Source organism: Prosthecodimorpha staleyi, from assembly GCF_018729455.1.
Taxonomy (GTDB): domain Bacteria; phylum Pseudomonadota; class Alphaproteobacteria; order Rhizobiales; family Ancalomicrobiaceae; genus Prosthecodimorpha; species Prosthecodimorpha staleyi.
In genome coordinates this window covers 213,571-237,758 of sequence record NZ_JAHHZF010000010.1, presented here as the reverse complement: position 1 = coordinate 237,758, position 24,188 = coordinate 213,571, and the positions used below count along the sequence as shown (strand labels likewise).

At 66.2% G+C, this 24,188-nt stretch carries 21 protein-coding genes and 1 tRNA gene; 13 read left to right on the top strand and 9 right to left on the bottom strand.

Translation table 11 applies throughout. From position 1 onward, the window contains the following. Positions 1-42: 42 nt before the first annotated feature. Both KL771_RS20345 and KL771_RS20340 read right to left on the bottom strand, forming a co-directional pair. Positions 43-360: a helix-turn-helix domain-containing protein gene (locus KL771_RS20345; protein ID WP_140939955.1), complete on the bottom strand. Its 318-nt coding sequence runs from the start codon at positions 358-360 to the stop codon at positions 43-45. Continuing rightward, positions 350-1,132, bottom strand: coding sequence for an ImmA/IrrE family metallo-endopeptidase (locus KL771_RS20340; protein ID WP_261970347.1), 783 nt, complete (start codon positions 1,130-1,132; stop codon positions 350-352). The genes KL771_RS20345 and KL771_RS20340 overlap by 11 nt, the downstream gene beginning before the upstream one ends. A gap of 484 nt (positions 1,133-1,616) precedes the next feature. Between KL771_RS20340 and KL771_RS20335 the strand changes: the two genes are divergently transcribed. The 10 genes from KL771_RS20335 to KL771_RS20290 all read left to right on the top strand — a co-directional run bounded on the left by KL771_RS20335 (position 1,617) and on the right by KL771_RS20290 (position 12,988). Further along, the gene (locus KL771_RS20335) at positions 1,617-2,069 is read left to right on the top strand and encodes a DUF2924 domain-containing protein (protein ID WP_261970346.1); all 453 of its coding nucleotides are present in this window, start codon (positions 1,617-1,619) and stop codon (positions 2,067-2,069) included. Beyond that, complete coding sequence (locus tag KL771_RS20330) at positions 2,066-3,385, top strand: recombinase family protein (protein ID WP_261970345.1); 1,320 nt, start codon at positions 2,066-2,068, stop codon at positions 3,383-3,385. The genes KL771_RS20335 and KL771_RS20330 overlap by 4 nt, the downstream gene beginning before the upstream one ends. Further along, the gene (locus tag KL771_RS20325; RefSeq protein WP_261970344.1) at positions 3,382-3,813 is read left to right on the top strand and encodes a hypothetical protein; all 432 of its coding nucleotides are present in this window, start codon (positions 3,382-3,384) and stop codon (positions 3,811-3,813) included. The genes KL771_RS20330 and KL771_RS20325 overlap by 4 nt, the downstream gene beginning before the upstream one ends. 102 nt (positions 3,814-3,915) lie before the next feature. Then, positions 3,916-4,521, top strand: a complete 606-nt coding sequence (locus tag KL771_RS20320) for a restriction endonuclease subunit S (protein WP_261970343.1) — start codon at positions 3,916-3,918, stop codon at positions 4,519-4,521. Then, the gene (locus KL771_RS20315) at positions 4,518-6,035 is read left to right on the top strand and encodes a type I restriction-modification system subunit M (RefSeq protein WP_261970342.1); all 1,518 of its coding nucleotides are present in this window, start codon (positions 4,518-4,520) and stop codon (positions 6,033-6,035) included. Before KL771_RS20320 ends, KL771_RS20315 begins: the two co-directional genes overlap by 4 nt. Beyond that, the gene (locus tag KL771_RS20310; protein WP_261970341.1) at positions 6,028-7,044 is read left to right on the top strand and encodes a virulence RhuM family protein; all 1,017 of its coding nucleotides are present in this window, start codon (positions 6,028-6,030) and stop codon (positions 7,042-7,044) included. The genes KL771_RS20315 and KL771_RS20310 overlap by 8 nt, the downstream gene beginning before the upstream one ends. After that, positions 7,037-8,227: a restriction endonuclease subunit S gene (locus KL771_RS20305; protein WP_261970340.1), complete on the top strand. Its 1,191-nt coding sequence runs from the start codon at positions 7,037-7,039 to the stop codon at positions 8,225-8,227. The genes KL771_RS20310 and KL771_RS20305 overlap by 8 nt, the downstream gene beginning before the upstream one ends. Beyond that, positions 8,224-9,063 carry a DUF3800 domain-containing protein gene (locus tag KL771_RS20300; protein WP_261970339.1) on the top strand — a complete coding sequence of 280 codons (840 nt, stop codon included), beginning with the start codon at positions 8,224-8,226 and terminating at the stop codon, positions 9,061-9,063. Before KL771_RS20305 ends, KL771_RS20300 begins: the two co-directional genes overlap by 4 nt. Next, entirely contained in the window at positions 9,060-12,275 is a 3,216-nt protein-coding gene (locus KL771_RS20295) for a type I restriction endonuclease subunit R (protein ID WP_261970338.1), read from the top strand. The genes KL771_RS20300 and KL771_RS20295 overlap by 4 nt, the downstream gene beginning before the upstream one ends. Continuing rightward, positions 12,272-12,988, top strand: coding sequence for a M48 family metallopeptidase (locus KL771_RS20290; RefSeq protein WP_261970337.1), 717 nt, complete (start codon positions 12,272-12,274; stop codon positions 12,986-12,988). The genes KL771_RS20295 and KL771_RS20290 overlap by 4 nt, the downstream gene beginning before the upstream one ends. Positions 12,989-13,380: 392 nt before the next feature. On the opposite strand, the gene KL771_RS20285 is transcribed toward KL771_RS20290, so the two are convergent. Further along, positions 13,381-13,470: transfer RNA gene (locus KL771_RS20285), tRNA-Ser, on the bottom strand. A gap of 297 nt (positions 13,471-13,767) precedes the next feature. Between KL771_RS20285 and KL771_RS20280 the strand changes: the two genes are divergently transcribed. Then, complete coding sequence (locus tag KL771_RS20280) at positions 13,768-14,382, top strand: hotdog domain-containing protein (protein ID WP_261970336.1); 615 nt, start codon at positions 13,768-13,770, stop codon at positions 14,380-14,382. Between the two features lie 315 nt (positions 14,383-14,697). Beyond that, positions 14,698-15,222 carry a PaaI family thioesterase gene (locus tag KL771_RS20275; RefSeq protein WP_261970335.1) on the top strand — a complete coding sequence of 175 codons (525 nt, stop codon included), beginning with the start codon at positions 14,698-14,700 and terminating at the stop codon, positions 15,220-15,222. Positions 15,223-15,313: 91 nt separating this feature from the next. Here the strand turns inward: KL771_RS20275 and KL771_RS20270 are convergent, their stop codons facing one another. Both KL771_RS20270 and cobA read right to left on the bottom strand, forming a co-directional pair. Then, complete coding sequence (locus tag KL771_RS20270) at positions 15,314-16,633, bottom strand: cobyrinate a,c-diamide synthase (RefSeq protein WP_261970334.1); 1,320 nt, start codon at positions 16,631-16,633, stop codon at positions 15,314-15,316. Further along, positions 16,630-17,460, bottom strand: a complete 831-nt coding sequence (gene cobA, locus KL771_RS20265) for a uroporphyrinogen-III C-methyltransferase (RefSeq protein WP_261970333.1) — start codon at positions 17,458-17,460, stop codon at positions 16,630-16,632. Before cobA ends, KL771_RS20270 begins: the two co-directional genes overlap by 4 nt. Before the next feature lie 124 nt (positions 17,461-17,584). Between cobA and KL771_RS20260 the strand changes: the two genes are divergently transcribed. Continuing rightward, on the top strand, positions 17,585-18,796 hold the full coding sequence (locus tag KL771_RS20260) for a cobalt-precorrin-5B (C(1))-methyltransferase (protein WP_261970332.1): 1,212 nt from the start codon (positions 17,585-17,587) through the stop codon (positions 18,794-18,796). Between the two features lie 99 nt (positions 18,797-18,895). On the opposite strand, the gene KL771_RS20255 is transcribed toward KL771_RS20260, so the two are convergent. From KL771_RS20255 to KL771_RS20240, 4 genes are all read right to left on the bottom strand, one after another. Further along, entirely contained in the window at positions 18,896-19,696 is an 801-nt protein-coding gene (locus KL771_RS20255) for an FAD binding domain-containing protein (protein ID WP_261970331.1), read from the bottom strand. A 124-nt stretch (positions 19,697-19,820) separates the two neighbouring features. After that, entirely contained in the window at positions 19,821-22,175 is a 2,355-nt protein-coding gene (locus tag KL771_RS20250; RefSeq protein ID WP_261970330.1) for a xanthine dehydrogenase family protein molybdopterin-binding subunit, read from the bottom strand. 235 nt (positions 22,176-22,410) lie between these two features. After that, complete coding sequence (locus KL771_RS20245) at positions 22,411-22,896, bottom strand: (2Fe-2S)-binding protein (RefSeq protein ID WP_261970329.1); 486 nt, start codon at positions 22,894-22,896, stop codon at positions 22,411-22,413. A gap of 101 nt (positions 22,897-22,997) precedes the next feature. Beyond that, the gene (locus tag KL771_RS20240; protein ID WP_261970328.1) at positions 22,998-23,726 is read right to left on the bottom strand and encodes an SRPBCC family protein; all 729 of its coding nucleotides are present in this window, start codon (positions 23,724-23,726) and stop codon (positions 22,998-23,000) included. Positions 23,727-24,188 lie beyond the last annotated feature (462 nt).

Sequence of the window (24,188 nt, the reverse complement as noted above, 5' to 3'; positions counted from 1 at the left end):
ACGGCTCTCATCGATGATCCTTGAGGAGACGGCGAACGCGCTTCAGCGCGGCCTGTTCTTGAACTCGCGATAAGCCCTGAGCGCCGTCGAGATGTCGTCGCGCACATCCGGCGGCAGGCGTTGGGCCTCGACGAAAGCCTGGTCGGTGTCGAGCCCGAGCCGCTCGCAGGCCGCCAGGATCAGCTCGTCCTTCGGCGCGTTCTCCAGGCCCCGTTCGATGCGCGACCAATAGGCCGGGGAGATATCGATCTCACGCGCAAACACATTGAGCGGGATGTCGAGCTTCTCGCGCTCGCGCCGAACCCAGGGACCGAACCCGGTCAGGTCCTGCTGTCGGACCAGCTTCTTCTTAACGACCATGGGAGAACTCCGTGCGCAGCAGGTCATAGCGCGACAGGCGGACCCGGATGAAGGCCTCCGAGACCCGGTAGCGCTCGGCCAGTTCGAACAGCAGGTCCTCGCCGGCACTGCCGTCGATCGCCTCGGCATCGAACGCCGGCCCCTGCAGGATCGCCGACGGCCGCGGCGACGGCTTCATCCGGGACCGCTTGGCGATCCTGAGAAGGTCGACCTTGGCGAGTTGCGGCGGCACCAGGAAGCCGCCCATGAACTCATTGGCCCGCGCCTCGCGGATCTCGTGGGCCGTCAGGTTGGTCCGGCGCGACACCGGCAGTTCGGCGAGCCGCCCCATCGTCGATCCCTCGGCACAGTAGCTCACACTGACCTGCCCGGTCGCCTTGGCGATCCAGGCCGGGGCCTCGAACACCACGTGGCCGAGTTCATGGGCGACCGTCGAGCGCAGCAGGTCGTCGCGGCCGGCGAGCACCGGCCCGTTGATCGAGACCATGATGCTGGTCGGATCGGCCGGATCATACTCGGTCGTGCCCATGACCTCGTCGCCGGCCTCGTTCGCGACCGCATGATCAAGGTCCCAGAAGGCGTCGAACGCGATGCCGTTGATGCTGAACCCGGACGCACCATCGATGATCGCCCCGACATCGATCGCCCGCTCGGCCAGATCGGCATGGACCTGGCGGCGGACCCGGTTCGCCACCGCCCAGATCTGCGGCGCCGTCATGGTGACCGGCTCGGCGGTATCGGCGTGGTGAGGGTAGTCGGCGGTGATCGGCATCGCGGGCTCCGGCGGTTCTTGTTCCTAATTTGTTCTCATGACCCGTCGAACGAGTCCAGCCGGAATTGCGCGCGGTCACAAGATTGTCGGCAAGCCTTTGTTTTAGCTCATCTTCCGGGCTTTTGATGCGCCGGGCCTTGCATCGTCCCGGTGAGTCTGTCGCGAAAAGCCGAATGCGACCAATCGCTTGCCGGAAATCCGCATGGACGGGGACGATTGCCGGAAGGATCGAGGGGGGTGGATCGCTACAAAATGGGGAACGCCCCCCACACCCAACGGCTCCGATGACCAACGCCCTCCACCCCGATCGTATGACCGCCGCCGAGCGTCTCGCCGAGGTCGCCGATATCCTCGCCCGCGGCATTCTCCGCCTCCGCGAGCGAGCCCGCCAGTCAAGCCAAACATCTGAACGAACAGGAGAAAGTTCCGTCGACTTCACCGACGACCGATGGCGTCATGAAACCGCCCACAGAAGGAGAACGGCATGATGAAGGATGACGGGGTGCTGGTGCGCGTCGCGGCCCTGAAGACCACTTCCACACCGGACCTGAAGGCCGAATGGCGCAAGCTCTTCAACGCCGAGCCGCCGCCCTACAACCGACGCTTCCTCGAAAGCCGGCTCGCCTATCGCATCCAGGAGCTAGCCTACGGTGGGCTGAAGTCCGCGACCATCAAGCGCCTCGAGGCGCTCGGCGAACAGCTCGACGGCGGCAAGATCGCGGTCCGCAAGAAGCGCGCCGACGATCGGCCGATCTCTGGAACGCGGCTGATCCGCGAGTACCAGGGCATCGAGCACTGTGTCACGGTCCGCGATCAGGACTTCGAGTACCAGGGCCGACCCTACAAGTCGCTCTCGGCGATCGCACGCGCGATCACGGGTACGCGCTGGAACGGTCTCGTCTTCTTCGGCCTAAAGACGGGGAGGACGGCAGCATGACGAAACCCGTGGTGCTGAAGCGGCGCTGTGCCGTCTATACCCGCAAGTCCAGCGAGGAAGGCCTCGACATGGAGTTCAACAGCCTCGACGCCCAGCGCGAGGCCTGCGAGGCCTATATTGCCAGCCAGAAGGCTGAAGGGTGGATCCTTGTCCGCGACCGCTACGACGACGGCGGTATCTCCGGCGGGACGCTCGAGCGGCCGGCACTGCAACGGCTCCTAGCCGATATCGAGGAGGGCCTCGTCGACATCATCGTGGTCTACAAGATCGACCGGCTCTCGCGCGCATTGATGGACTTCGCCAAATTGGTCGATGTCTTCGATCGGAATGACGTGACCTTCGTGTCGGTGACCCAGTCGTTCAACACCACAACCTCCATGGGGCGGCTGACGCTCAACATCCTGCTTTCCTTCGCCCAGTTCGAGCGCGAGGTGATCGGCGAGCGCATCCGCGATAAGTTCGCCGCTTCACGCCGACGCGGCATGTGGATGGGCGGGCATCCGCCGCTCGGCTACGACGTCCGGGACCGCAAGCTGATCATCAACCCGGCCGAGGCGGAGACTGTCAGATCGCTGTTCGAGCGCTTCGTCACCATCGGCTCGGCGACGACCCTGGCCAAGACTCTGGTCGCAGAGGGTGTGACCTCGAAGCGCGGCCGGTTGGTCGACAAGGGGTTCCTCTACAAGACGCTGAACAACCGGGTCTACCTGGGCGAGGCGGTTCACAAGGGCACCGCCTATCCGGGAGAGCACGAGGCGATCGTGCCGCCGGAGCTTTGGGCCAAGGTCCACGCCATCCTGGGCGAGAGCCCGCGCAAGCGCGCGGCGAATACGCGGGCGCAGGTGCCGGCCTTGCTGAAGGGGCTGATCTTCGGTCCGGACGGGCGGGCGATGTCGCCGACCCACACACGGAAAGGCGGGCGGCTCTATCGGTACTATGTCAGCCAGAGCGTTCTCAAGAATGCCGGCGGGCCGTCTCCGTCGGCCAGGTTACCCGCCGCAGAGATCGAGGGCGCCGTCATCGCCCAGCTGCGCTGCCTGCTGAGATCACCGGAAGCGATCGTATCCGCCTGGGCAGCCGCCCGACGTGGCGGCGGCCAGGTTGCCGAGGCCGACGTTCGCGACGCACTCATCCGGTTCGACCCGCTGTGGGATGAACTCTTCCCCGCCGAGCAGGCCCGTATCGTCCAGCTCCTGGTGGCGCGGGTCGACGTCGGTCTGGCCGATGTCCGTGTTCGGTTCCGGGCCGACGGCATCGGCAGCGTGGTTGCGGACATGGCGGCGCGGCAGACCGGAACCGAAAGGGTCGCGGCATGACGGCGATCCTTGACCCCAGCACGAACACGATCACGATCAGCATCCCGATCAAGATGCGCAAGCGCGGTGGGCGGAAGCTGGTCCTCGCTCCGGATGGCGCCGACTGGGCGCCCGCCGGGCCGAAGGTCGACAATGTGTTGGTTAAGGCGATCGCTCGCGCATTCCGGTGGCGGAAGCTGCTCGAAACTGGCGCCTACGCGACCATCGACGAGCTTGCCACGGCCGAGCGGATCAACCCGTCCTACGTCAGTCGCCTGCTTCGGCTCACTCTGCTGGCGCCGGAAATCGTCGTGTCGGTGCTCGACGGGTGGCAACCTGCGGCGATGCAGCTGGATGACCTTCTGGCGCCGTTCCCGGTGGAGTGGGAAGCTCAAAAGCTCTCGTTTCTGCATACCAAACTGGCATCGCGGGTCTCGCCGGACCTCTAATTTTTCGTATTCTACGCAGTAGGATGTCCTACAGCGATCGCGGGATCGACGGCAACATGGTGAGTGCCTATCTTCTGTAGCGAAAGTTACAGAGGATTTTCGATGCGCCTTGCTGATACCTGCACCATCCACACCGGCTACACAGCTCGCGGCAGACTGGAGCCGTTGGCCGCCGGGGGCGTGCTCGCGATCCAGTTGCGGGACATTTCCCCGGAAGGCCGCATCGACCCGGATCGCCTCACTCGCGTCCAACTGGAAGACTTGGCAGACCGGTACTTCGTCCGCGCCGGCGACGTCCTGTTTCGATCGCGGGGTGATCGCAACACGGCTTCCGCCCTGGACGAGCGTTTGCAGGAACCCGCTCTTGCAGTGCTCCCTCTGATGGTCCTGCGTCCGAATCGTGACGTCGTGACGCCGGAGTATCTGGCATGGGCGATCAATCAGCCCCCGGCACAGCGCCACTTCGACGCTGCGGCCCGGGGCACGAACATCCGGATGATACCCCGATCCAGTCTCGACAACCTCGACCTCGATGTGCCGGACATCGAAACTCAAGAAAAGATCGTCGCGGTCGACGCCTTGGCTGAGCGGGAGCGCGCGCTTTCACAGCTCGCCGCCGAGACGCGAAAACAGATGATCAGCCTGATCCTCGTCGAGAGAGCAAACAGGACTAGCCCCACCATTGGGATGGAAAGGACGTCCAAATGACCGATCAACTCACACAGCAACAGGTCAATCAGACGGCCTGGGCCGCGTGCGACACATTCCGCGGTGTCGTCGATGCCGGTCAGTACAAGGACTACATCCTCGTGATGTTGTTCCTGAAATATATCTCAGATCACTGGAAGGATCACCTCGAAACCTATCGCAAGCAGTATGGCGGAGATGAAATCCGGATCCGGCGCAGGCTGGAGCGCGAGCGCTTCGTCCTACCCGAAGGCGCCAGCTTCTACGACCTCTACGAGGCCCGGAACGAACCCAATATCGGCGAGCGGATCAACATCGCGCTGGAGCGGATCGAGGATGCCAATCGCGCCAAGCTCGAAGGCGTGTTCCGCAACATCGACTTCAACTCAGAGGCCAATCTCGGTCGCGTGAAGGACCGCAACCGCCGCCTCAAGAACGTGCTGGAGGACTTCGCCAAGCCTGCGCTCGACCTGCGCCCCAGCCGCGTGACCGAAGACATTATCGGCGAGTGCTACATCTACCTGATCTCGCGCTTTGCCTCCGACGCAGGAAAGAAGGCCGGCGAGTTCTACACGCCCTCCGCTGTCTCACGCCTTCTGGCGAAGCTGGCGGCCCCGAAGCCGGGCGATACGATCTGCGACCCTGCCTGCGGGTCCGGGTCGCTGCTGATCCGCGCAGCCGAGGAAGTCGGCTCCGAGAACTTTGCCCTCTACGGCCAGGAAGTGAACGGCGCGACCTGGGCTCTGGCGCGGATGAATATGTTCCTTCACGCCAAGGATGCCGCGCGCATCGAGTGGTGCGACACGCTCAACAGTCCTGCGCTGGTCGAGGGTGACCACCTTATGAAGTTCGACGTGGTGGTGGCCAATCCGCCGTTCAGCCTCGACAAGTGGGGCGCGGAGAACGCGGATACCGACCAGTTCAAGCGCTACTGGCGCGGGATCCCGCCGAAGTCCAAAGGCGACTATGGCTTCATCACCCACATGATCGAGATCGCCAAGCGCCAGAGCGGCCGGGTGGCCGTCATCGTTCCGCATGGCGTGCTGTTCAGGGGTGGGGCCGAGGGGCGTATCCGCCAGGCGCTGATCGAGGAGAACCTGCTCGACGCGGTGGTGGGCCTGCCCGCCAACCTGTTCACGACCACGGGCATTCCAGTGGCCATTCTGGTCTTCGACCGCTCTCGCGAACAGGGCGGCGCCAACGAGGACCGCCGCGACGTCCTGTTCATCGACGCCAGCAAGGAGTTCACACCGGGCAAGACCCAGAACGTGATGGATGAGGCGCATATCAACAAGGTACTGGAAACCTACGCTGCGCGGGCCGAGACACCGAGATACTCCCACCGCACCAGCCTTAAGGAGATCGCCGAAAACGACTTCAACCTCAACATCCCTCGCTATGTCGACACTTTCGAGGCTGAAGAGGAAATCGACGTCGCAGCTCTGCAGAAGCAGATCAACACGATCGAGGCAGAGCTGGTCGAGGTGCGGGGCAAGATGGCCGGCTACCTGAAGGAGTTGGGCGTCGATGTCTGAGGGCGAGCTGATCCTTTACAGCACCGAGGACGGCGCCGCGATCATCGGCCTGCGGGCCATCGACGGCACGGTCTGGCTGACGCAGCTGGAGATGGCCGAGCTGTTCGACACCTCCAAGCAGAATGTCAGCCTCCACATCAACAACATCCTGTCCGAGGGAGAGCTGGCGGCGGAGTCAGTTGTCAAGGAATCCTTGACAACTGCCGCGGACGGCAAGGCCTACCGCACCAAGGTCTACAATCTGGACGCCATTCTGGCGGTCGGCTACCGCGTTCGCTCCCCGAGGGGAACCCAGTTCCGCCGGTGGGCCACCACCGTCCTGCGCGAGTACCTGGTCAAGGGCTTCGCGATGGACGATGCTCGGCTGAAGCAGGCCGAGCAATGGGACTATTTCGATGAGTGGCTTGCCCGCATCCGGGACATCCGCGCCTCGGAGAAGCGCTTCTACCACAAGGTGCGCGACCTCTACACGACCGCCATCGACTACGACAAGACGTCCGACCAGGCGCAGGCCTTCTTCAAGAAGGTGCAGAACAAGATGCTCTGGGCGGTCACGGGCAAGACGGCCGCCGAGCTAATCGAGAACCGCAGCGATCCGAGCGCCCCCAACATGGGCCTGACCAGCTGGAAAGGCTCGGTTGTGCGCAAGGGCGACGTCGGCACTGCCAAGAACTACCTGAAGGCAGAGGAGGTCGAGGAACTCAACCGCATCGTCGTGATGTACCTCGACTACGCCGAGGACCAGGCGAGGCGCCGCCGCCCGGTCAGCATGGCCGAATGGGCCGACAAGCTCGACGCCTTCCTGTCCTTCAACGAGCGCGACGTGCTGACCCATGCCGGCCGGCTGCGGATGGACGTGGCGCAGAAGCTGGCAGTCGAGCGGTTCGAGGTGTTCGACGCCAACCGCCGCGCCGCCGAGGCGCTGGCGGCGGATGAGGCGGACATCGCTCAGCTGGAGGAGCTGGAGAAGGCCGCCAAAGAGCGGAAGAAGGGCGGCAGCGATGATTGAGGGATGGAAACAAAAGCCTGTCGAAGAAATCTGCGAACGCGTAAGCGTCGGCATCGTTATCAAGCCGTCACAATATTATGTCGATGAGGGCCAAGGAGTCCGCGCATTTCGTTCTGCTAACGTAGCGGAGAACAGGATCGTTGATGAGAACTGGGTGTACTTATCCCCTGAAGGACATGCAGCAAACGCCAAGTCGTGCTTGAGAACTGGCGACGTGCTTGTCGTTAGGTCTGGGGCTCCTGGAACAGCCTGTGTCGTCACGCCCGAGTTCCAAGGGTCCAACTGCATCGACGTCGTGTTTGCACGTCCGAACCCCAAGGCAGTTCTCCCCGAGTACCTTGCCGAATACACCAACTCGGCTGTCGGCAAGCAGCATGTCCTCGGGAACAAGGGCGGACTCGCTCTTCAGCACTTCAATGTAGGCGCTTACAAGGAGATGCTCGTTCTCCTGCCCCCACTCCCCGAACAGCGCAAGATCGTCGAAATCCTGCGGACATGGGATGAGGCCATCGAGAAGCTGGAGGCGCTGCGGGCGGCTAACGAGGGTCGATACAAAGCACTGGCAAGACGGTTCTTTGACCCCTGCCATCCGACCTTCCATGGTCGGCCCAATACATGGCGAGAGTTCGAGCTCGGCGACGTTTTCCGTGAACGTAACCAGTCCGGCGAGGAACACGACCGACTCCTCAGCATCACCATGAACGGCGGTGTAATTGACCGTGACGATGTTGGCCGCAAGGACACTTCGACCGACGACAAGTCGAAATACAAGCTCATCCTGCCTGGTGACATCGGCTACAATACAATGCGCATGTGGCAGGGCGTCTCGGGCTTGTCTACCCTTCGTGGCATCATCAGCCCCGCCTATACGGTCGTCACGCCGATCCATGCCCGGATCTTGGGACGCTACGCCGCGCACCTCTTTAAGTCGCGCCGGATGGTCTTCGACTTCGAACGCTACTCCCAAGGCCTGACGAGCGACACTTGGAACCTGAAGTTTCCGGCCTTCTCGAAGATTAGGGTCTTCCTTCCGCCCATAGATGATCAAGAAAAGCAGGCCGATCTGCTGGATGCTTTGACCGCAGAGGGGGTGGTGATCGGAAAGCAGCTTGAAGCCCTCACCCGCCAGAAACGCGGCCTGATGCAGAAGCTGCTGACGGGCGAATGGAGGGTCAGCCCATGAAGTTCATCTACATCGACGAAAGCGGCGCCCGCGATCAGGGCGATGTGTTCGTCATGACGGGGCTGATGGTCGACGCCTACAAGCTGCGCAAGATGACCGAGGATTTCGACCGGCGGCTGGAAGCCCTCTTTGCGCTCCATCCCGGCAACCGCGCGGACTTCAAGACCAGCCGTTTCATCAACGGCAAGGGGGGGTGGCGCGAGGTTGATGCGACGGAACGCAAGGCTTTCCTCAAGACGGTCTGCGAGCTGGCTGTCGAGAATGGCGGCAAGGTCTTCGGATACGCGCTTTCCTATGGGGCATTCGATGCAGCCGCGGCCGCTGGCCATGGGCAGCCTTTCGGCACGAACTACTGGCTGGCCTCAGCCATGTTCACGGCGTGCCTTGTTCAGAAGAGGATGCAGGGCGTCAAGAACAGCAAAGGCCTCACCGTCGTCATCATGGACGACAACAAGAGCGAGATGCCGAAGCTGTCGGACGGGCTGTATCAGGGCGATGCCTGGTTCGATGGCCTCTATCGGACGCAAGGCAAGAAGCGTGGGAAAACGGTCTGGCTGGAGCGCAGCAAGAAGGATCGTTTCGACCACATCATCAACACCGCCTTCGCGATCAAGTCCGACCATTCCTCGATGGTGCAGGTGGCCGACGCCATCTCCTACGTCTATCGGCGGCATCTGGAGCTGCAGACCGTCGCGGAAGCGTGGGCAGGCGAGAAGGACTACTACGCCGAGCTTGTAGCCATTCTGGAACCCGCGCGCGAGACGCTCGGCCGCTGCCCGGATGCCCCCTGCGTGAAGTTCTACAGGGCGGCGAAGCATGCGGAGTGGAAGCCATGACCTTCGATGCCGCCGAGAAGCATCAGTCGCAGATCCCTGCCCTGCAGCTCCTGGTGGCGCTGGGGTTCAAGCCGCTCTCCCAGGCGGAGGATGTGCGCCTCCGCGCCGGTCGTCTGCGCAACGTGGTGCTCGACGACGTTCTTGCGGACCAGCTTCTGCGGATCAACAGCTTCACCCATCGCGGCCGGGAGTATCCCTTCGACCTCGAGGATGCGCACGAAGCCATCCGGCGGCTGAAGCCCACGCCCGACCGGCAAAAGGGACTGCGCGGCACCAACCAGGACATTTACGACACCCTCGTCCTTGGCACGACCATCACCAAGACGATCCAGGGAGACTCGAAGTCCTACTCATTCCGCTACGTCGATTGGGAAACCCCATCGAACAACGTCTTTCATGTGACGGCCGAAGTCTCCGTCGAGCGGACGGCCAGCACCCAGACCAAGCGTTGCGATATCGTCGCCTATGTGAACGGCATTCCGTTCCTCGTGATCGAGAACAAGCGGCCGACCGAGAGCCTGAAGAAGGCCGGTAGCCAGCTGATCGGCTATCAGAACGAGGACAACATCCCGCAGTTGTTCCACTTCGCGCAGCTTCTCATGGTGATGAACCGTGTCGAGGCGCGCTACGCAACCGTGGGCACGCCGCGGCAGTTCTGGCAGACGTGGCGGGACGAGGAAGACCGGGACGAGTTCATCGATCCGCTGGCCAATCGGCCGCTCACCGCGGCGGAGGCCGACGCGATCTTCTCGGGCGACTTCGCCTTTGCCCGCGCTCATTTCGAAGCCCTGGCCGCCGAAGGTGCGCGCGCGATCACGGCACAGGACCGAGCAATCCATGCGATGTGCCGGCCGGAACGCCTGCTGGACCTGATCCGTCGCTTCACCGTGTTCGATGGCGGCGCACGCAAGGTCGCGCGCCACCAGCAGTTCTTCGGGATCCGGAAGGCTGTCGAACGCGTCCGCCAGTTCAATCTGGACGGCCGCCGCAAGGGTGGCGTGATCTGGCACACCCAAGGGTCGGGCAAATCGCTGACTATGGTGATGCTGGGGCGCTCTCTCGCACTCGACAAGGCCATCCCCAATCCGCGCATCCTCATTGTCACTGACCGCGACGATCTCGACAAGCAGATCAAGGACACCTTCAAGTCCTGCGAACTGGAACCCGTGCGGGCAACCAGCGGCGCCCGCCTGATCGAGCTGATCCGCGACCGGACACCGCTCGTGACGACCATCATCAACAAGTTCGATACGGCCGCCAAAGCTGCGGAGGACGTCGACGAGGATGCCAACGTTTTCGTCCTGGTCGACGAGAGCCATCGTTCACAGACCGGCCGTTATGGCGGTCACAGCCAGTTCGCAACGCGGATGCGCCGGTTGCTGCCGAAGGCCTGCTATCTCGGCTTCACCGGAACGCCGCTCCTGAAGAAGGAGAAGAACACCCTCTCCACCTTTGGCGGCCTCATCCACAAGTACGCGATCGACGAGGCTGTTGCGGACGGAGCCGTCGTGCCGCTCCTCTATGAGGGACGGCTTGTCGAACAACAGGTCAATGGCGGCGTGATCGACAAGTGGTTTGACAAAATCAGCGAGGGCCTGACCTCCAGCCAGAAGGCCGACCTTAAGCGCAAGTTCTCCCGCATGGATGCACTGTCGAAAACAGGCCAAGCGATCCGGGCGAAGGCCTTCGACATCTCGGAGCACTTCCGCCAACACTGGCAAGGCACGGGATTCAAGGCGCAGCTTGTGGCTCCGTCCAAGGCGGCAGCAGTCCGCTTCAAGGAGGTGCTCGACGAGATCGGGCACGTCACCAGCGAAATCGTCATCTCGCCGCCCGATGACAACGAGGGCAACGAGGAGGTCGACAAGGAGTCGAAGGACCTTGTGCGCGGATTCTGGGCGCGAATGATCGCCCGGTACAAGACCGAGGACGAATATACCCGGCAAATCATCGATGCATTCAAGGGCTCGGGCGATCCGGAGATCCTCATCGTCGTGTCGAAGCTGCTGACCGGGTTCGATGCGCCACGCAACACTGTGCTCTATGTCTGCAAGTCGCTGCGCGAACATAACCTTCTGCAGGCGATCGCCCGCGTGAACCGGCTCTACGAAGACGGTGTGACCGAGAAGCAGTTCGGCTTCATCATCGACTTCGAGGGGCTGCTCGGAGAACTCGACACGGCGCTGACGACCTACAGCGCCTTCGAGGGCTTTGACGCCACCGATCTCGCCGGCACAGTCCACGACGTGCGCGAGGAAATCCGAAAGCTTCATCAGCTGCACGATCAGCTTTGGGACCTGTTCAAGCCGGTCAAGAACAAGAAGGACATGGAGCAGTTCGAGCAGTTCCTGGCAGATGAAGCTATCCGGCAGGAATTCTATGAACGACTGAAGGCGTTCAGCCGCTGCCTTCATATCTCGCTGTCGTCGGACAAGCTCTTCGACGTCTTCGACGAGGCGAAGATCGATTCCATGAAGAGGGACTGGAAGCAGTTCTCCGAGCTGCGGCGTTCAGTTCAACTGCGCTACCAAGAGACCGTCGACGTCAAGGAGTTCGAGCCAAAGATCCAGAAGCTGCTGGACGACCATGTGGTTGCCATGCCGGCCGAAACGATCATCGAGATGGTCAACATCAACGACCCGGACGCCCTGAAGGCTGTGGTTGAGGAAACGGGCGTCTCCGAGGCGTCGAGGGCGGACCGGATAGCAAGCGCGACGCGACGGACCATCACGGAAAAGATGGACGAGGACCCGACCTTCTACCGCAGCTTCTCGGAGCTGCTGGAGGAAACCATCCGCGACTATCGGGCCAAAAGGATTTCCGAGCGCGATTACCTCAAGAACGTAGTCGATTTGGCCAGCAAGGTCGCCCGCAAGGACCGGGGGCGCGAGGTGCCGGATGCGATCAAGGGCAACGACGATGGGCAGGCGTTCTTCGGGATCCTTGAGGGCGTGCTCGCGACCGCCGACGGTAAACCGGTCGCGTCAGATGAGGTAGCCGCCATTGCGCTCACGATCATCGACATTATCAAGTCCCATCACATCGTCGACGTCTGGTCCAACGACATCGCTCAGAACAAGATGCGCAACGCCATCGACGATTACTTCTTTGACGTCCTTCGCGATGAGCGCGGCATCGAGCTGACGGTCGAGGTGATGGACGATCTTGAACTCAGTATCATGGGCCTGGCCCGAGCGCGGTTTCCTGGATGATGCCGGAACGACACAGCATCCGATATGGTGAACACCGGATCGATTTCTCTGTCGTGCGCCGCGACCGGACGACGCTGGAAATCGCCGTAGAGCCTGATGCCTCTGTTGTGGTCGCTGTTCCGCAGGATGCTCAACTGGCGGCCATCGAGGAGAAAGTGCGCAAGCGCGCCGCGTGGATTCAGCGTCAGCAGCGGTATTTCATCCAGTTCCTGCCGCGCACCCCGGATCGCCAGTATGTGGCTGGCGAGACCCATCTCTATCTCGGACGCCAGTATCGATTGAAGATAGTGCCCCATGTTCAGGCGGCGGTGAAGCTCGTCCGTGGCTTCATCGTGGTCCAAACCCACAGGCCCGAACGGACTGAGGTCACCCGCGAACTTGTCGAGGGTTGGTATCGGCAGCGGGCTCATGTGAAATTCGTAGAGCGCCTAGAAGTCAATCTGCTGCGCTTCCCGGTCCCTGAAGACTTCCGCCCCAGAGGCTTGATTGTGCGCCAACTCCGGCAGCGGTGGGGTTCGATGTCACCAGGATCGCGCCTTCTGCTCAATCGGCGCCTAATCGAGGCGCCCATAGACGCGATTGACTACGTAATCACGCACGAGCTTTGCCACATTGCCGTGCCACACCACGGGGCAGAGTTTTTTGAGCTATTGGGTCTCGTCCTGCCGGATTGGTCAACGCGCAAGCAGAGGCTTGAAAGAGCGATGGCGTAGCCCCACTCGTCCTTGTTGCTCACCAGTTTGTAGCCCCGGCACTACCGAGCAGCGATGAGGCTGATGTTCTGGCGACTCTTCGGGGCGAGTATCCCAGCGAACCAAGAATGGCGTTCAATTCCAGTGACTGATTCCGATTCCGGTCCGTCTTGGAAAGAGAACGGCGACTACAAAAGTACGGCAAAACCGATTGGAAAAAACGAGTCAGTGCAAACGCTTGCATATCCGTACTAAAATCGAGAAGTCAGGAGCTTCAGAGAGAAAGCCACGAGAGAGCGAGAATTGCGCGCCCTCCCTTGTGCAAGAAGTCATGAGCTATCCGTAAAATCCGCAGGAAGACTGCCGATTTTGACGGTCAAATCCGCCGAGAGAGACAGTAACGCTTGTGGTAATGGCGGAGAGGGTGGGATTCGAACCCACGGTACGCTTGCACGTACAACGGTTTTCGAGACCGTCCCAATCGACCACTCTGGCACCTCTCCGCAAGAAGACCCGGTCGACAGGCGGCGGAACCTACACAGAGAGATTCGGGATGGCAAGCCCGATCATGGCCGGTTCGGAACCTTTCCGGACGGGGGTGCGGATCGTGGCGCCGGCGCCACCGGGAGCGCCGCCGGGAGCGCCAGGCGGCGGCGTCCGGGGCACGCCACATGGGCCGTTTCGGCGTCGGCGGTCGGCCGCTTCCGGGAGATTGTGGGCATCCGTTCGGGCGGCTTGCCGGGGCGCAGGCGGCAGCGCACCCTGGGCGGGTCCTGATCGGTGCCGGAGGGGCGCGAATCGTGAGCGATGGCGAGGTGCAGGCGGCCGGGGGATCCGGGCGGGATGCGGAGTCCGCGGGATGGAGTCCGGCCGGACGGCGCCCCACCGGATCCGATGCGGCCGGCTTCGACCCGGCCGCGCAGGGCTGGCATCCCGACCCCTATGGAGATTTCGTCGCCCATATCGGCCCGCTCTGGCGGCGCGTGGACGGTCCCGAAGAGCTGATCGCCGTCCAAATCGCGCCGCAGCATCTGACACGCGGCGGCGCCGCGGCGGCCGGTCTGCTGCTGGCCCTGTTCGACCATGCGGTCGGGGTCGCCAGCTACCGGGTCGCCGGGGAGCAGGCCATGCTGGCCACGATCCAGCTCAATTGCCAGTTCCTGCGGGAGGCCCGTTGCGGCGATTTCGTCGTCTGCCGCATCGCCGTCGCCGGCATGGACACGACCGAGATCGTTCTGACCGGCGATTGCCGTGTCGACGGCGCCCCGATCCTGGTCGGCAGCGGCATCATCAAGCGGGGACGGGCGGGGGCGCGGGACCGCAGGGCCGCGGCACGGGCGCCGGATGCCGACGCGCCGGGCGCGACCGGGGCAGCGGTCTCCGGGAGCATCGCCGGATCCGACGGAACCCGATGATGCTCGCCCTGCCTTTGTCTTCGGAAATCTTTCCCGCTCGGAGCCGGTTGCTCCGATCGGACCTTGCCTTGCGCGATCGGAGCGTCCGGCCTGCACGAACCGGTGCGGCCGCTCCAGCGCACCGCCCGGCCCGCACCCCGCACCGCCGGAAACGCGGCCGATCCCTCATCGGCGAAGGCCCGGCACCGCCGGACCCGACCGTTCGGCCGCCTTTTCATCGGCGGGCGGCCATGATCGTATCGGCCCGGATGCCGGGAGGCGGGGTCGCGTGCGACAGGTCGCAGGCGGGGGAGACGGACCGGGGGCAGGCGAGCCGTGAGCAGAAACGAAATCCTCGAGCCGTCCCGGCCGGATCGCCTCGGCGGTGCGCGCGGCTGCGAGGCGGCCCTGCCGCATGCCGACTATCGAATCATGCCGTTGCCCGATGACTTCACGGCGGCGGTCGGGCCCTATTATGCGCGCGTCGATGCCGGCCGGCCGCTGATCGGGCTGCCGCTGCGCGACATCCATGTCAGCGTGCGCGGCTATTGCCACGGCGCGGTGATCACGGGGCTCGCCGACCTGCAGTCGCTGGCGGCGAGCTATACGGTCGGCATGCATGATCGCTTCGCCGCCACCGTCTCGCTGACGGTCGACTTCATCGCCCCGGCGGGACATGGCGATTTCCTGGAACTGAGGACCGACCTGCTGCGCTCCAGCCGGCAGTTCCTGTTCACCCAGGCGCTGGTGGCGAAGGCCGACGGGGCGTTGGTGGCGCGCACCAGCGCGGTCTACAAATGGGACCCGGCGCCGCACGAGACCCCGGACATCGTCCGACGCCTGTTCGAGCCGCCGGCCTGAAGGCGGAGGGCCTGAGCGTGGGTCGCCAGAGGGCAGGCCGCCCGGTCCTGAAGAGCGTCGGCCCGGCCGGCGTGCGGCCGCAGCGGCATGATCAGCCGCGCGCGATGGCGTGGAAGAAGCTGCCCGAGACCGGGCCGCGCCGGCTGCCGGCGGGGATGGGGGCGGAACCGTAGGCGTCGGTGACCGTCGCGAAGGCCGGGTCGGTGCCGGGATCCGCGATGGTCGCGTAATGGAATTCATGGCCCTTCAGCACCGTGCCGGCCGGGCCGAGCGGGCCGTCGGCGAGCAGCGTCGCGGTGCGGTAGCCGAGCGTCATGCGGCGCCGGGCGAAGCTGGTCGCCACGTCGAGCAGGCCGGCCATGGGATGGGCGACGCCGTCGGCATCGGTCAGGCTGCGGCCGAGCACCATGTAGCCGCCGCACTCGCCATGGACCGGCCGGGTCTCGGCGAAGCGGGCGAGGCCGTCGCGGAAGCCGCGTGCGGCGGCGAGCCGGCCGGCATGCAGTTCCGGATAGCCGCCCGGCAGCCAGCAGGCGTCGCAGTCGTCCGGCGGGGCCATGTCGGCGAGCGGCGAGAAGAAGGCGATCTCGGCGCCGGCCAGCCGCCAGCCGCGCTCCAGATGGCCGTAGAGGAACGTGAAGGCGGCATCGCGCGCCACGGCGATCCGCTGGCCGGGCGGCGGCAGCATGGCCTCGCGGGCGCCGGCGCCCGTGTCCGTCACCGTGCCCGCAGCGGCGGCGACGATGCGGTCGAGATCGACATGGGCCTCGATGAGATCGGCCATGCGGTCGAGGATCGCGGCGAGGCCGGCGGTCTCCTCGGCCTGGACGAGGCCGAGATGGCGCTCGGGCAGGACGACGGCGTCCGAGCGCGGCAGGCTGCCGAGCACCGGCAGGCCGACCGCCTCGATCGCGTCGGTGGCGAGGCGGCGGTGCCGCTCCGAGCCGACGCGGTTCAGGATCACGCCGGCGATGCGCAGGCGCGGGTCGTAGCGGGCGCAGCCGAGTGCGACCGCGGCAGCGGATTGCGACTGCCCGGAAATGTCCAGCACCAGCAGGATCGGCCAGCCGGTTGCCGCCGCCACGTCGGCCGAGGCGCCGGAGCGGCCGGGGCCGGCCGGCACGCCGTCGAAGAGGCCCATCAGGGCTTCCGCGACGACCAGATCGGCGCCCGCGCCGGTGGCGGTCGCGAGCACGGCGACGAGGTCCGGCGGCATCGCCCAGGCGTCGAGATTGAGGCTCGGCCGGCCGGTCGCGGCGCGGTGGAAGGCCGGATCGATATAGTCCGGGCCGCATTTGGCCCCGGCGACCGCCAGGCCGCGCCGGGCCAGTGCGCGCATCAACCCGAGCGTCACGGTGGTCTTGCCGCTGCCCGAGCGCGGCGCGGCAACCAGGAGGCCGGGCGCGGTCATGCGCCGTTTTCCGGTTCGGGCGCGCCAGGCCCGATCGCGAACGGCGCCAGGGTGGCGCGCAGACCGACGATCGAGCCGATCGCCACAATGGCGGGCGCCTTCAGGGCGGCGGCGGCGGCATCGGCCGCGCAGGTTTCGAGCCGGGTGACCAGCACGCGCTGGCGCGGCGTGGTTGCGTCGGTGACCACAGCGACCGCCGTGTCCGGCGCCATGCCGCCCTCGAGCAGGCGCCGGGCGATGGCGTCGAGATGCGTCATGGCCATGTAGAGGATCAGCGGCGCGCCGGTCGCCGCGAAGGCCGGCCAGTCGGCATGGCTGGCGGCCGGGCCCTCCGCGCCGGCCGCCGGATGCCCGGTCATCAGGATGACGGCATGGTTGGTGCCGCGCGTGGTCGCGGGAATCGAGGCCGCGGCGAGGCCGGCGAGCCCCGAGGTGATGCCCGGCACGATGTGGAAGCGGATGCCGGCCGCGGCCAGCGCGAGCGTCTCCTCGCCGCCGCGCCCGAACACGAACGGGTCGCCGCCCTTCAGGCGCAGTACGCGCTTGCCGGCGCGGGCATGGGCGATCAGCCGCTCGGTGATGTCGGCCTGGCTGTGCGAGGGCCGGCCGCCGCGCTTGCCGGCATAGTCCCGTTCCGTGCCGGCTGGGGCGAGCGCCATGACGCCGTCGCCGACCAGCGCGTCATGCACGATCACGTCGGCCTGGCGCATGGCATGCAGGCCTGCCAGCGTGAACAGGCCCGGATCGCCCGGCCCGGCGCCGACCAGCCAGACGGTGCCCGGCTCGAAGACGGGAAGGTTCGGCACGAGGGCGTCGAGATCGGTCATCGGTTCGGTCGGGTGTCTTGGCGTATGGAGAGGGGACGGGCCTTTCGACGGCGGTGGTGCCGGCGCGGCAAATGGCCCTCTGCCGGCTTTGCCCGGCATCCGGCTTCTTATAGGAGAGAAGCCGATGGACGAAAGCGCAAATCCCGACCCGAACGACGCGGATGCGACGCCGGACCCGACGCTCGAGACGGGCGAGCCGCCGGCCGGCACCGCGTTGCGCCGCGGCTGGACCACGGGCGCCTGCGCGACCGCCGCCGCCAAGGCCGCCTGCGAGGCGCTGCTGACCGGCGCCTTCCCGGACCCCGTGTCGATCCGGCTGCCCGGCGGCGAGACGCCCGCCTTCACATTGGCCCTGCAGGAGCATGGGGCCGGCTGGGCCCGGGCCGGCATTGTCAAGGATGCGGGCGACGATCCGGACGTGACCCATGGCGCGCTGGTCACCGCCACTTTGCGCTTCGGTCCGGTCGGGTCCGGGGTGACCTTCAGGGCCGGCGAGGGCGTCGGCACGGTGACCCGGCCGGGCCTGCCGATCCCGCCGGGCGAGCCGGCGATCAACCCGGTGCCGCGGCGGATGATGCGCGAGGCGATCGCCGAGGTCGCCGGCCGGCTCGGCCGCTCCGGCGATGTTCTATCGGGCGACGTTGTGTCGGGCGATGTTGTGTCGGGGGATGTCGAGATCGAGATTGCCATCCCGGGCGGCGCGCGGCTGGCCGAGCGCACGCTCAACGGCCGGCTCGGCATCGTCGGCGGGCTGTCGATCCTGGGGACGACCGGGATCGTCGTGCCCTATTCCTGCGCGGCCTGGATCCACTCGATCCACCGCGGCATCGATGTGGCGCGCGCCATGGGCTTCGATCACGTCGCGGGTTCGACCGGATCGACCTCGGAGGATGCAGTGCGGGTCTTGCACGGGCTCGACGAGGTCCAGCTGATCGACATGGGCGACTTCGTCGGCGGCATGCTGAAATACATTCGCGCCCACCCGGTCGCCCGGGTCACGGTGTGCGGCGGCTTCGCCAAGATGGCCAAGCTCGGCCAGGGCCTCCTGGATCTCCATTCCAAGCGCGGCGCCGTCGATCTCGACTGGCTGGCCGGACGCCTTGCCGAGGCCGGTGCCGCGGCCGACCTGGTCGCCGCCGCGCGGGGTGCCAACAGCGCGCTCGAAGTCATGGAGATGGCGCGGGCCGCCAGCCTCGATCTCGGCCGTCTCGTCGCGGAGGCGGCTTGGGCGACGGCGGCGCGGCCCTTGGTCGGGACCGGCATCGCGCTGGAGATCGTGGTGTTCGACCGGCAGGGCGGCCTCGTCGCCGAGACCGGGTTCCGTACGGTCGACTGACGGTCGGCGCCGGGCGCGGACCCGCCCCCTGTCCCGATGCAAGAAGCCGCCCGGCGGGCCGGGCGGCTTCGAGGATCGCCATTCCGCGGTACGGCGTTCTCAGCCGGCGGCAGCCACGGCCCGGCGGGCCATGACATTGATCAGGTTGGCGCGGTATTCGGCCGAGCCGTGGATGTCGGAGAGCAGGCCTTCCGGCGAGACGGCGACGTTGGCGATGGCGGCGGCCGACCAGTTGGCCTGCAGGGCGGCTTCGAGCGCCGGGAAGCGCAGCACGCCGCCCTCGCCGACGCCGGTCGCGGCGACGCGGACCGAACCGTTCTTCATCTTGGCGACGAAGACGCCGGCCAGCGCATAGCGCGAGGCCGGGTTCGGGAACTTGGCGTAGGCCGCCTTGGCGGGGATCGGGAACTGGATCGCCTTGACGATCTCGTCCGTGCCGAGCGCCGTCGAGAACAGGCCCTGGAACCAGGCTTCTGCGAAGATGGTGCGCTTGTCGGTGATGATGCCGGCGCCGAGCGCCAGTACGGCGGCCGGATAGTCGGCAGCCGGGTCGTTGTTGGCGATCGAACCGCCGATCGTGCCCATGTGGCGCACGGCCGGATCGCCGATGCCGGCGGCGAGCGCCGCGATGGCCGGGATGGCACCGCGAACGGTGGCCGAGGTGGCGACATCGTAGTGGCGCGTGGCGGCGCCGATCGTGACGGTGTCGGCATCGGCCTTGATGCCGGAGAGATCCGGGATGCGGGTCAGGTCGATCAGGTCGCTCGGCGCGGCGAGGCGCTGCTTCATGGTCGGGATCAGGGTCTGGCCGCCGGCCAGATACTTGCCGTCGGTGGCCGCGCCCATCTTGGCACTGGCGTCGGCGAGATTCGCGGCGCGGCTGAAATTGGTGGCGTACATGCTGTCCTCCGGAACGTTCGGTTCCGCGTCCGGCCGGGGTCTCGGCAGATCCGAGAGCGCGCGCGGCGGGCGCCGGGAATGGGAGAATGGCCGCCGGGGGTGCCGGCGGCCAGACGGGATCAGATCACTCTGCAGCGGCCCGGCCGTGGATCGCGGCCCAGACCTTGGCCGGGGTCGCCGGCATGGACATGTCGTTGTGGCCGATCGCGTCGGTGATCGCATTGATCACCGCCGGCGGCGAGCCGATCGCGCCCGCCTCGCCGCAGCCCTTGATGCCGAGCGGATTGCCCGGGCACAGGGTCGTGGTGTGGTGCAGGTCGAAGGACGGCAGGTCGTCCGCGCGCGGCATGCAGTAGTCCATGTAGGAGGCGGTCATCAGCTGACCGTCGTCCGAATAGACCGTGCCTTCCAGCAGTGCCTGGCCGATGCCCTGGGCGAGACCGCCATGGACCTGACCCTCGACGATCATCGGGTTGATCATGCGCCCGAAATCGTCGGCGGCGACGAAGTTGACCACCTCGGTCTTGCCGGTATCGGCATCGATCTCGACCTCGCACACATAGGTGCCGGCCGGGAAGGTGAAGTTGGTCGGATCGTAGAAGGCGCCTTCCTTCAGGCCCGGCTCCATGCCGTCCGGCAGGTTGTGGCCGGTATAGGCGGCCAGCGCGACCAGCGCGAAGGGCATCTTCTTGTCGGTGCCGGCGACCTTGAACTCGCCGCCCTCGATGACGATGTCGCCCTCGGCGGCTTCCATCAGATGCGCGGCGATCTTGCGCGCCTTGGCCTCGACCTTGTCCATCGCCTTGACGATGGCCGACATGCCGACCGCGCCGGAGCGCGAGCCGTAGGTGCCCATGCCGAACTGCACCTTGTCGGTGTCACCGTGGACGATCGAAACCTGGTCGATGCCGATGCCGAGCCGCTCGGAGATGAGCTGCGCGAAGGTGGTCTCGTGGCCCTGGCCGTGGCTGTGCGAGCCGGTCAGGACCTCGACGGTGCCGACCGGGTTGACGCGCACTTCCGCCGATTCCCACAGGCCGACGCCGGCGCCGAGCGAGCCGACCGCCTTGGACGGGGCGATGCCGCAGGCTTCGATGTAGCAGGAGAAGCCGATGCCGCGCAGCTTGCCGCGCGCCGCCGCCGCCGCCTTGCGGGCCGGGAAGCCGGCATAGTCGACCGCCTTCAGGGCCGCGTCGAGCGAGGCGTTATAGTCGCCGGCGTCGTAGGTCATGATGACCGGCGTCTGGTACGGGAAGCTCGTGATGAAGTTCTTGCGCCGCAGATCGGTCGGATCGAGGCCGAACTGACGCGCCGCGGTCTCCATCATGCGCTCGAGCAGATAGGTCGCCTCGGGGCGGCCCGCGCCGCGATAGGCGTCGACCGGCACCGTGTTGGTGTAGACGCCGTCGACCTCGGCATAGATGGCCGGGATGACATACTGCCCGGAGAGCAGCGTGGCGTAGAGATAGGTCGGCACCGACGACGAGAACAGCGACATGTAGGCGCCGAAATTCGCGTAGGTGTGGACGCGCAGGCCGAGGATCTTGTGGTCGGCATCGAAGGCCATCTCGGCCTTGGAGATGTGGTCGCGGCCGTGGGCATCGGTCAGGAAGGCCTCGGTGCGGTCCGAGGTCCACTTGATCGGCCGGTTGACCTTGCGCGCCGCCCAGAGGCAGACGATCTCTTCCGGATAGATGTAGATCTTCGAGCCGAAGCCGCCACCGACATCCGGCGCGATCACGCGCAGCTTGTGTTCCGGGGCGATGTTGTAGAAGGCCGAGAGCACCAGCCGGGCCACATGCGGGTTCTGCGAGGTGGTCCAGAGCGTCAGCGCGTCGTCGCCGGAATCGTAGTTGGCCACCGCCGAGCGGGGCTCCATCGGATTCGGGACGAGGCGGTTGTTGGTGATGTCCATCGACACCACATGGGCGGCACCCGAGAAGGCGGCTTCGGTCGCGGCCTTGTCGCCGATCGACCATTCGTAAACGCGGTTGCCGGCCGCTTCCGGGTGCAGCTGCGGCGCGTCGGGGGCCAGCGCGGCGGCGACGGTGGTGGCCGCCGGCAGTTCCTCATACTCGACCGCGACCGCTTCCGCCGCATCGCGGGCCTGGTTCTTGGTCTCGGCGATCACCACCGCGACCGCCTGGCCGACATAGCGCACCGTCTCCGGCGCCATGGCCGGATAGGCGCCCATCTTCATCGGGCTGCCGTCCTTGGAATGGACCATCCAGCCGCAGATCAGGTTGCCGATGCGGTCGGCGACCAGTTCGGCGCCGGTCAGCACCGCGATCACGCCCGGCATGGCCAGGGCGGCGGCGGAATCGATCGAAACGACCTTGGCGTGGGCGTGGGGCGAGCGCACGAAATGGGCGTGCGTCATGCCGACCAGCTTCACGTCGTCGGTATACTTGCCCTTACCGGTGATGAAGCGCTTGTCTTCCTTGCGGACGACGCGCTGTCCGATCCCTTCCATACCCATGATATCGTCCCTCCCAGGACCGATCCCAATATTGCCGACATGACCGTCGGCTTGTTCGCATGGCCAGTGCAGTCGCATGTCGGCCGTTCACGGCCCCGGACCCGCCCGCGCCCCGCGCGCGATCACCCGCGCCTTCGGCTGGGCGGCCTCCCAGAACCGCCACCCGTGTCGCCGAACGATCGGCGCGCGGGCCAGGCGGGTCCGGCGACCGGACCGGTCGACCGCTCGCGCGCCGTTACTCGGCGGCGGCCGGCATCTGCATCTTGGCGGCGGCGTCCAGAATGGCCTTCACGATATTGTGGTAGCCCGTGCAGCGACAGATGTTGCCTTCCAGCTCGTGCCGGACGGTCGCCTCGTCGAGCTGGCCGCCGTGACGCCGGATCATGTCGACCGCCGTCATGATCATGCCGGGCGTACAGAATCCGCACTGCAGGCCATGATGTTCGCGGAACGCGGCCTGGACCGGGTGCAGCTCGTCGCCGGTGGCGAGACCCTCGATGGTGGTCACCGCCGAGCCGGACGCCTGGACGGCCAGCATGGTGCAGGACTTGACGGCGCGGCCGTCGACATGGACCACGCAGGCGCCGCACTGCGAGGTGTCGCAGCCGACATGCGTGCCGGTCAGGTTGATCGCATTGCGCAGGTAGTCGACGAGCAGCGTACGGTCCTCGACATCCGCCGAGACCTGCCGCCCGTTCACCGTCATGGAAACGGTCGTCATTCGAACTCCTCCCTATCTGGCCCGGGGCGCCGTCGCCCTTCGGGCTCACGGTCGTTGTCTGCCTGTCGATCGATCCCGCCCTCCCGGGCGCGAGACCGCCGTCAGGCCTTAAGTTTCCAAACGATCAGCGCCAGCGCAAGGGCCGCGACGATCCAGATCCACGACGGGATCCCGCCGGACTTGGCCGACGGGATCCCGCCGGACTTGGCCGACGGGGTCGCGGCGCCGGCCGGGGAGGCGCTGGTCCGCGGCGCGGCCGCGGGCGTTGCCGCCGGAGCCGGGGCTGCCGAAGCCGCCGAAGCCGCAGTGCCAGCCGGTGCCGGCGCGGCGGAGACCGCCGCGGCTGCGCCCGCTGCGGCGGCCGGGGCAGTGTCGGCTTCGTCCTCGGCACCGCCGCCGGCCAGTTCGGCGAATTTCGCGAAGAACTGGTCGGCCATCATCTTGGCGGTGGAATCGATCAGCCGCGCGCCGAGTTGAGCAAGCTTGCCGCCGATCTGCGCCTTGGCGTGGTAGACCAGCAGCGTGCCGGCGCCGTCCGGCGTCAGCTTCACGTCGGCGCCGCCCTTGGCGAAGCCGGCGACGCCGCCCTGGCCCTCGCCGGAGATCGTGTAGCTCTCCGGCGGCACGATGTCGTTGAGATGAACCTTGCCGGTGAAGGTCGCCTTCACGGGGCCGATCTTGGCCACGACCTTGGCGGTCATCTCGGTCGGCGAAGCCATGTCCAGGCTTTCGCAGCCGGGAATGCAGGCCTTCAGGATCGCAGGGTCGTTGAGCGCCGCCCAAACCTTCTCCCGCGGGGCGGGGATCCGGTACTCGCCGGACATTTCCATCGGACATCCTCCCGTCACGCAAATTCAGATGCCGTCGTGCCGGCATCCCTCTTGGCATTGCGGCGCGCCGCCGTCGCGTCCCCCCGCGATGCTCCCGTCCCACCGGAGCTCCGTCTCCCACGGAGCCCTGTGCCCAGGGCCGCCATCGCCCGCGCCCTGCCTGACGCCGCGCGCCGGGTCGACAGTGCCTGCCGGAGACGACGACTGCAATGCGGGCCGGAGGTTATGTCCGGCCCCGGCGAGCGGGAATTGTACTTTCGGTCGGCGCCGGCTTGGCCCGGCTGCGCCGGATCTGTTACATTTTTCGGCCCGCACGCGGCCGGGCGGCGGCGCGACGCAGAAGCGGGCTGCCGGGAGACGCCAGGGATCGGACGATATGAAGGCTGAGAGCGGGATCGCGACCGGTCCGGCCGGCGTCGCCGCCGGGGCCGGCCCTGCCGGCGGCATGACCGCCGTTGCGGC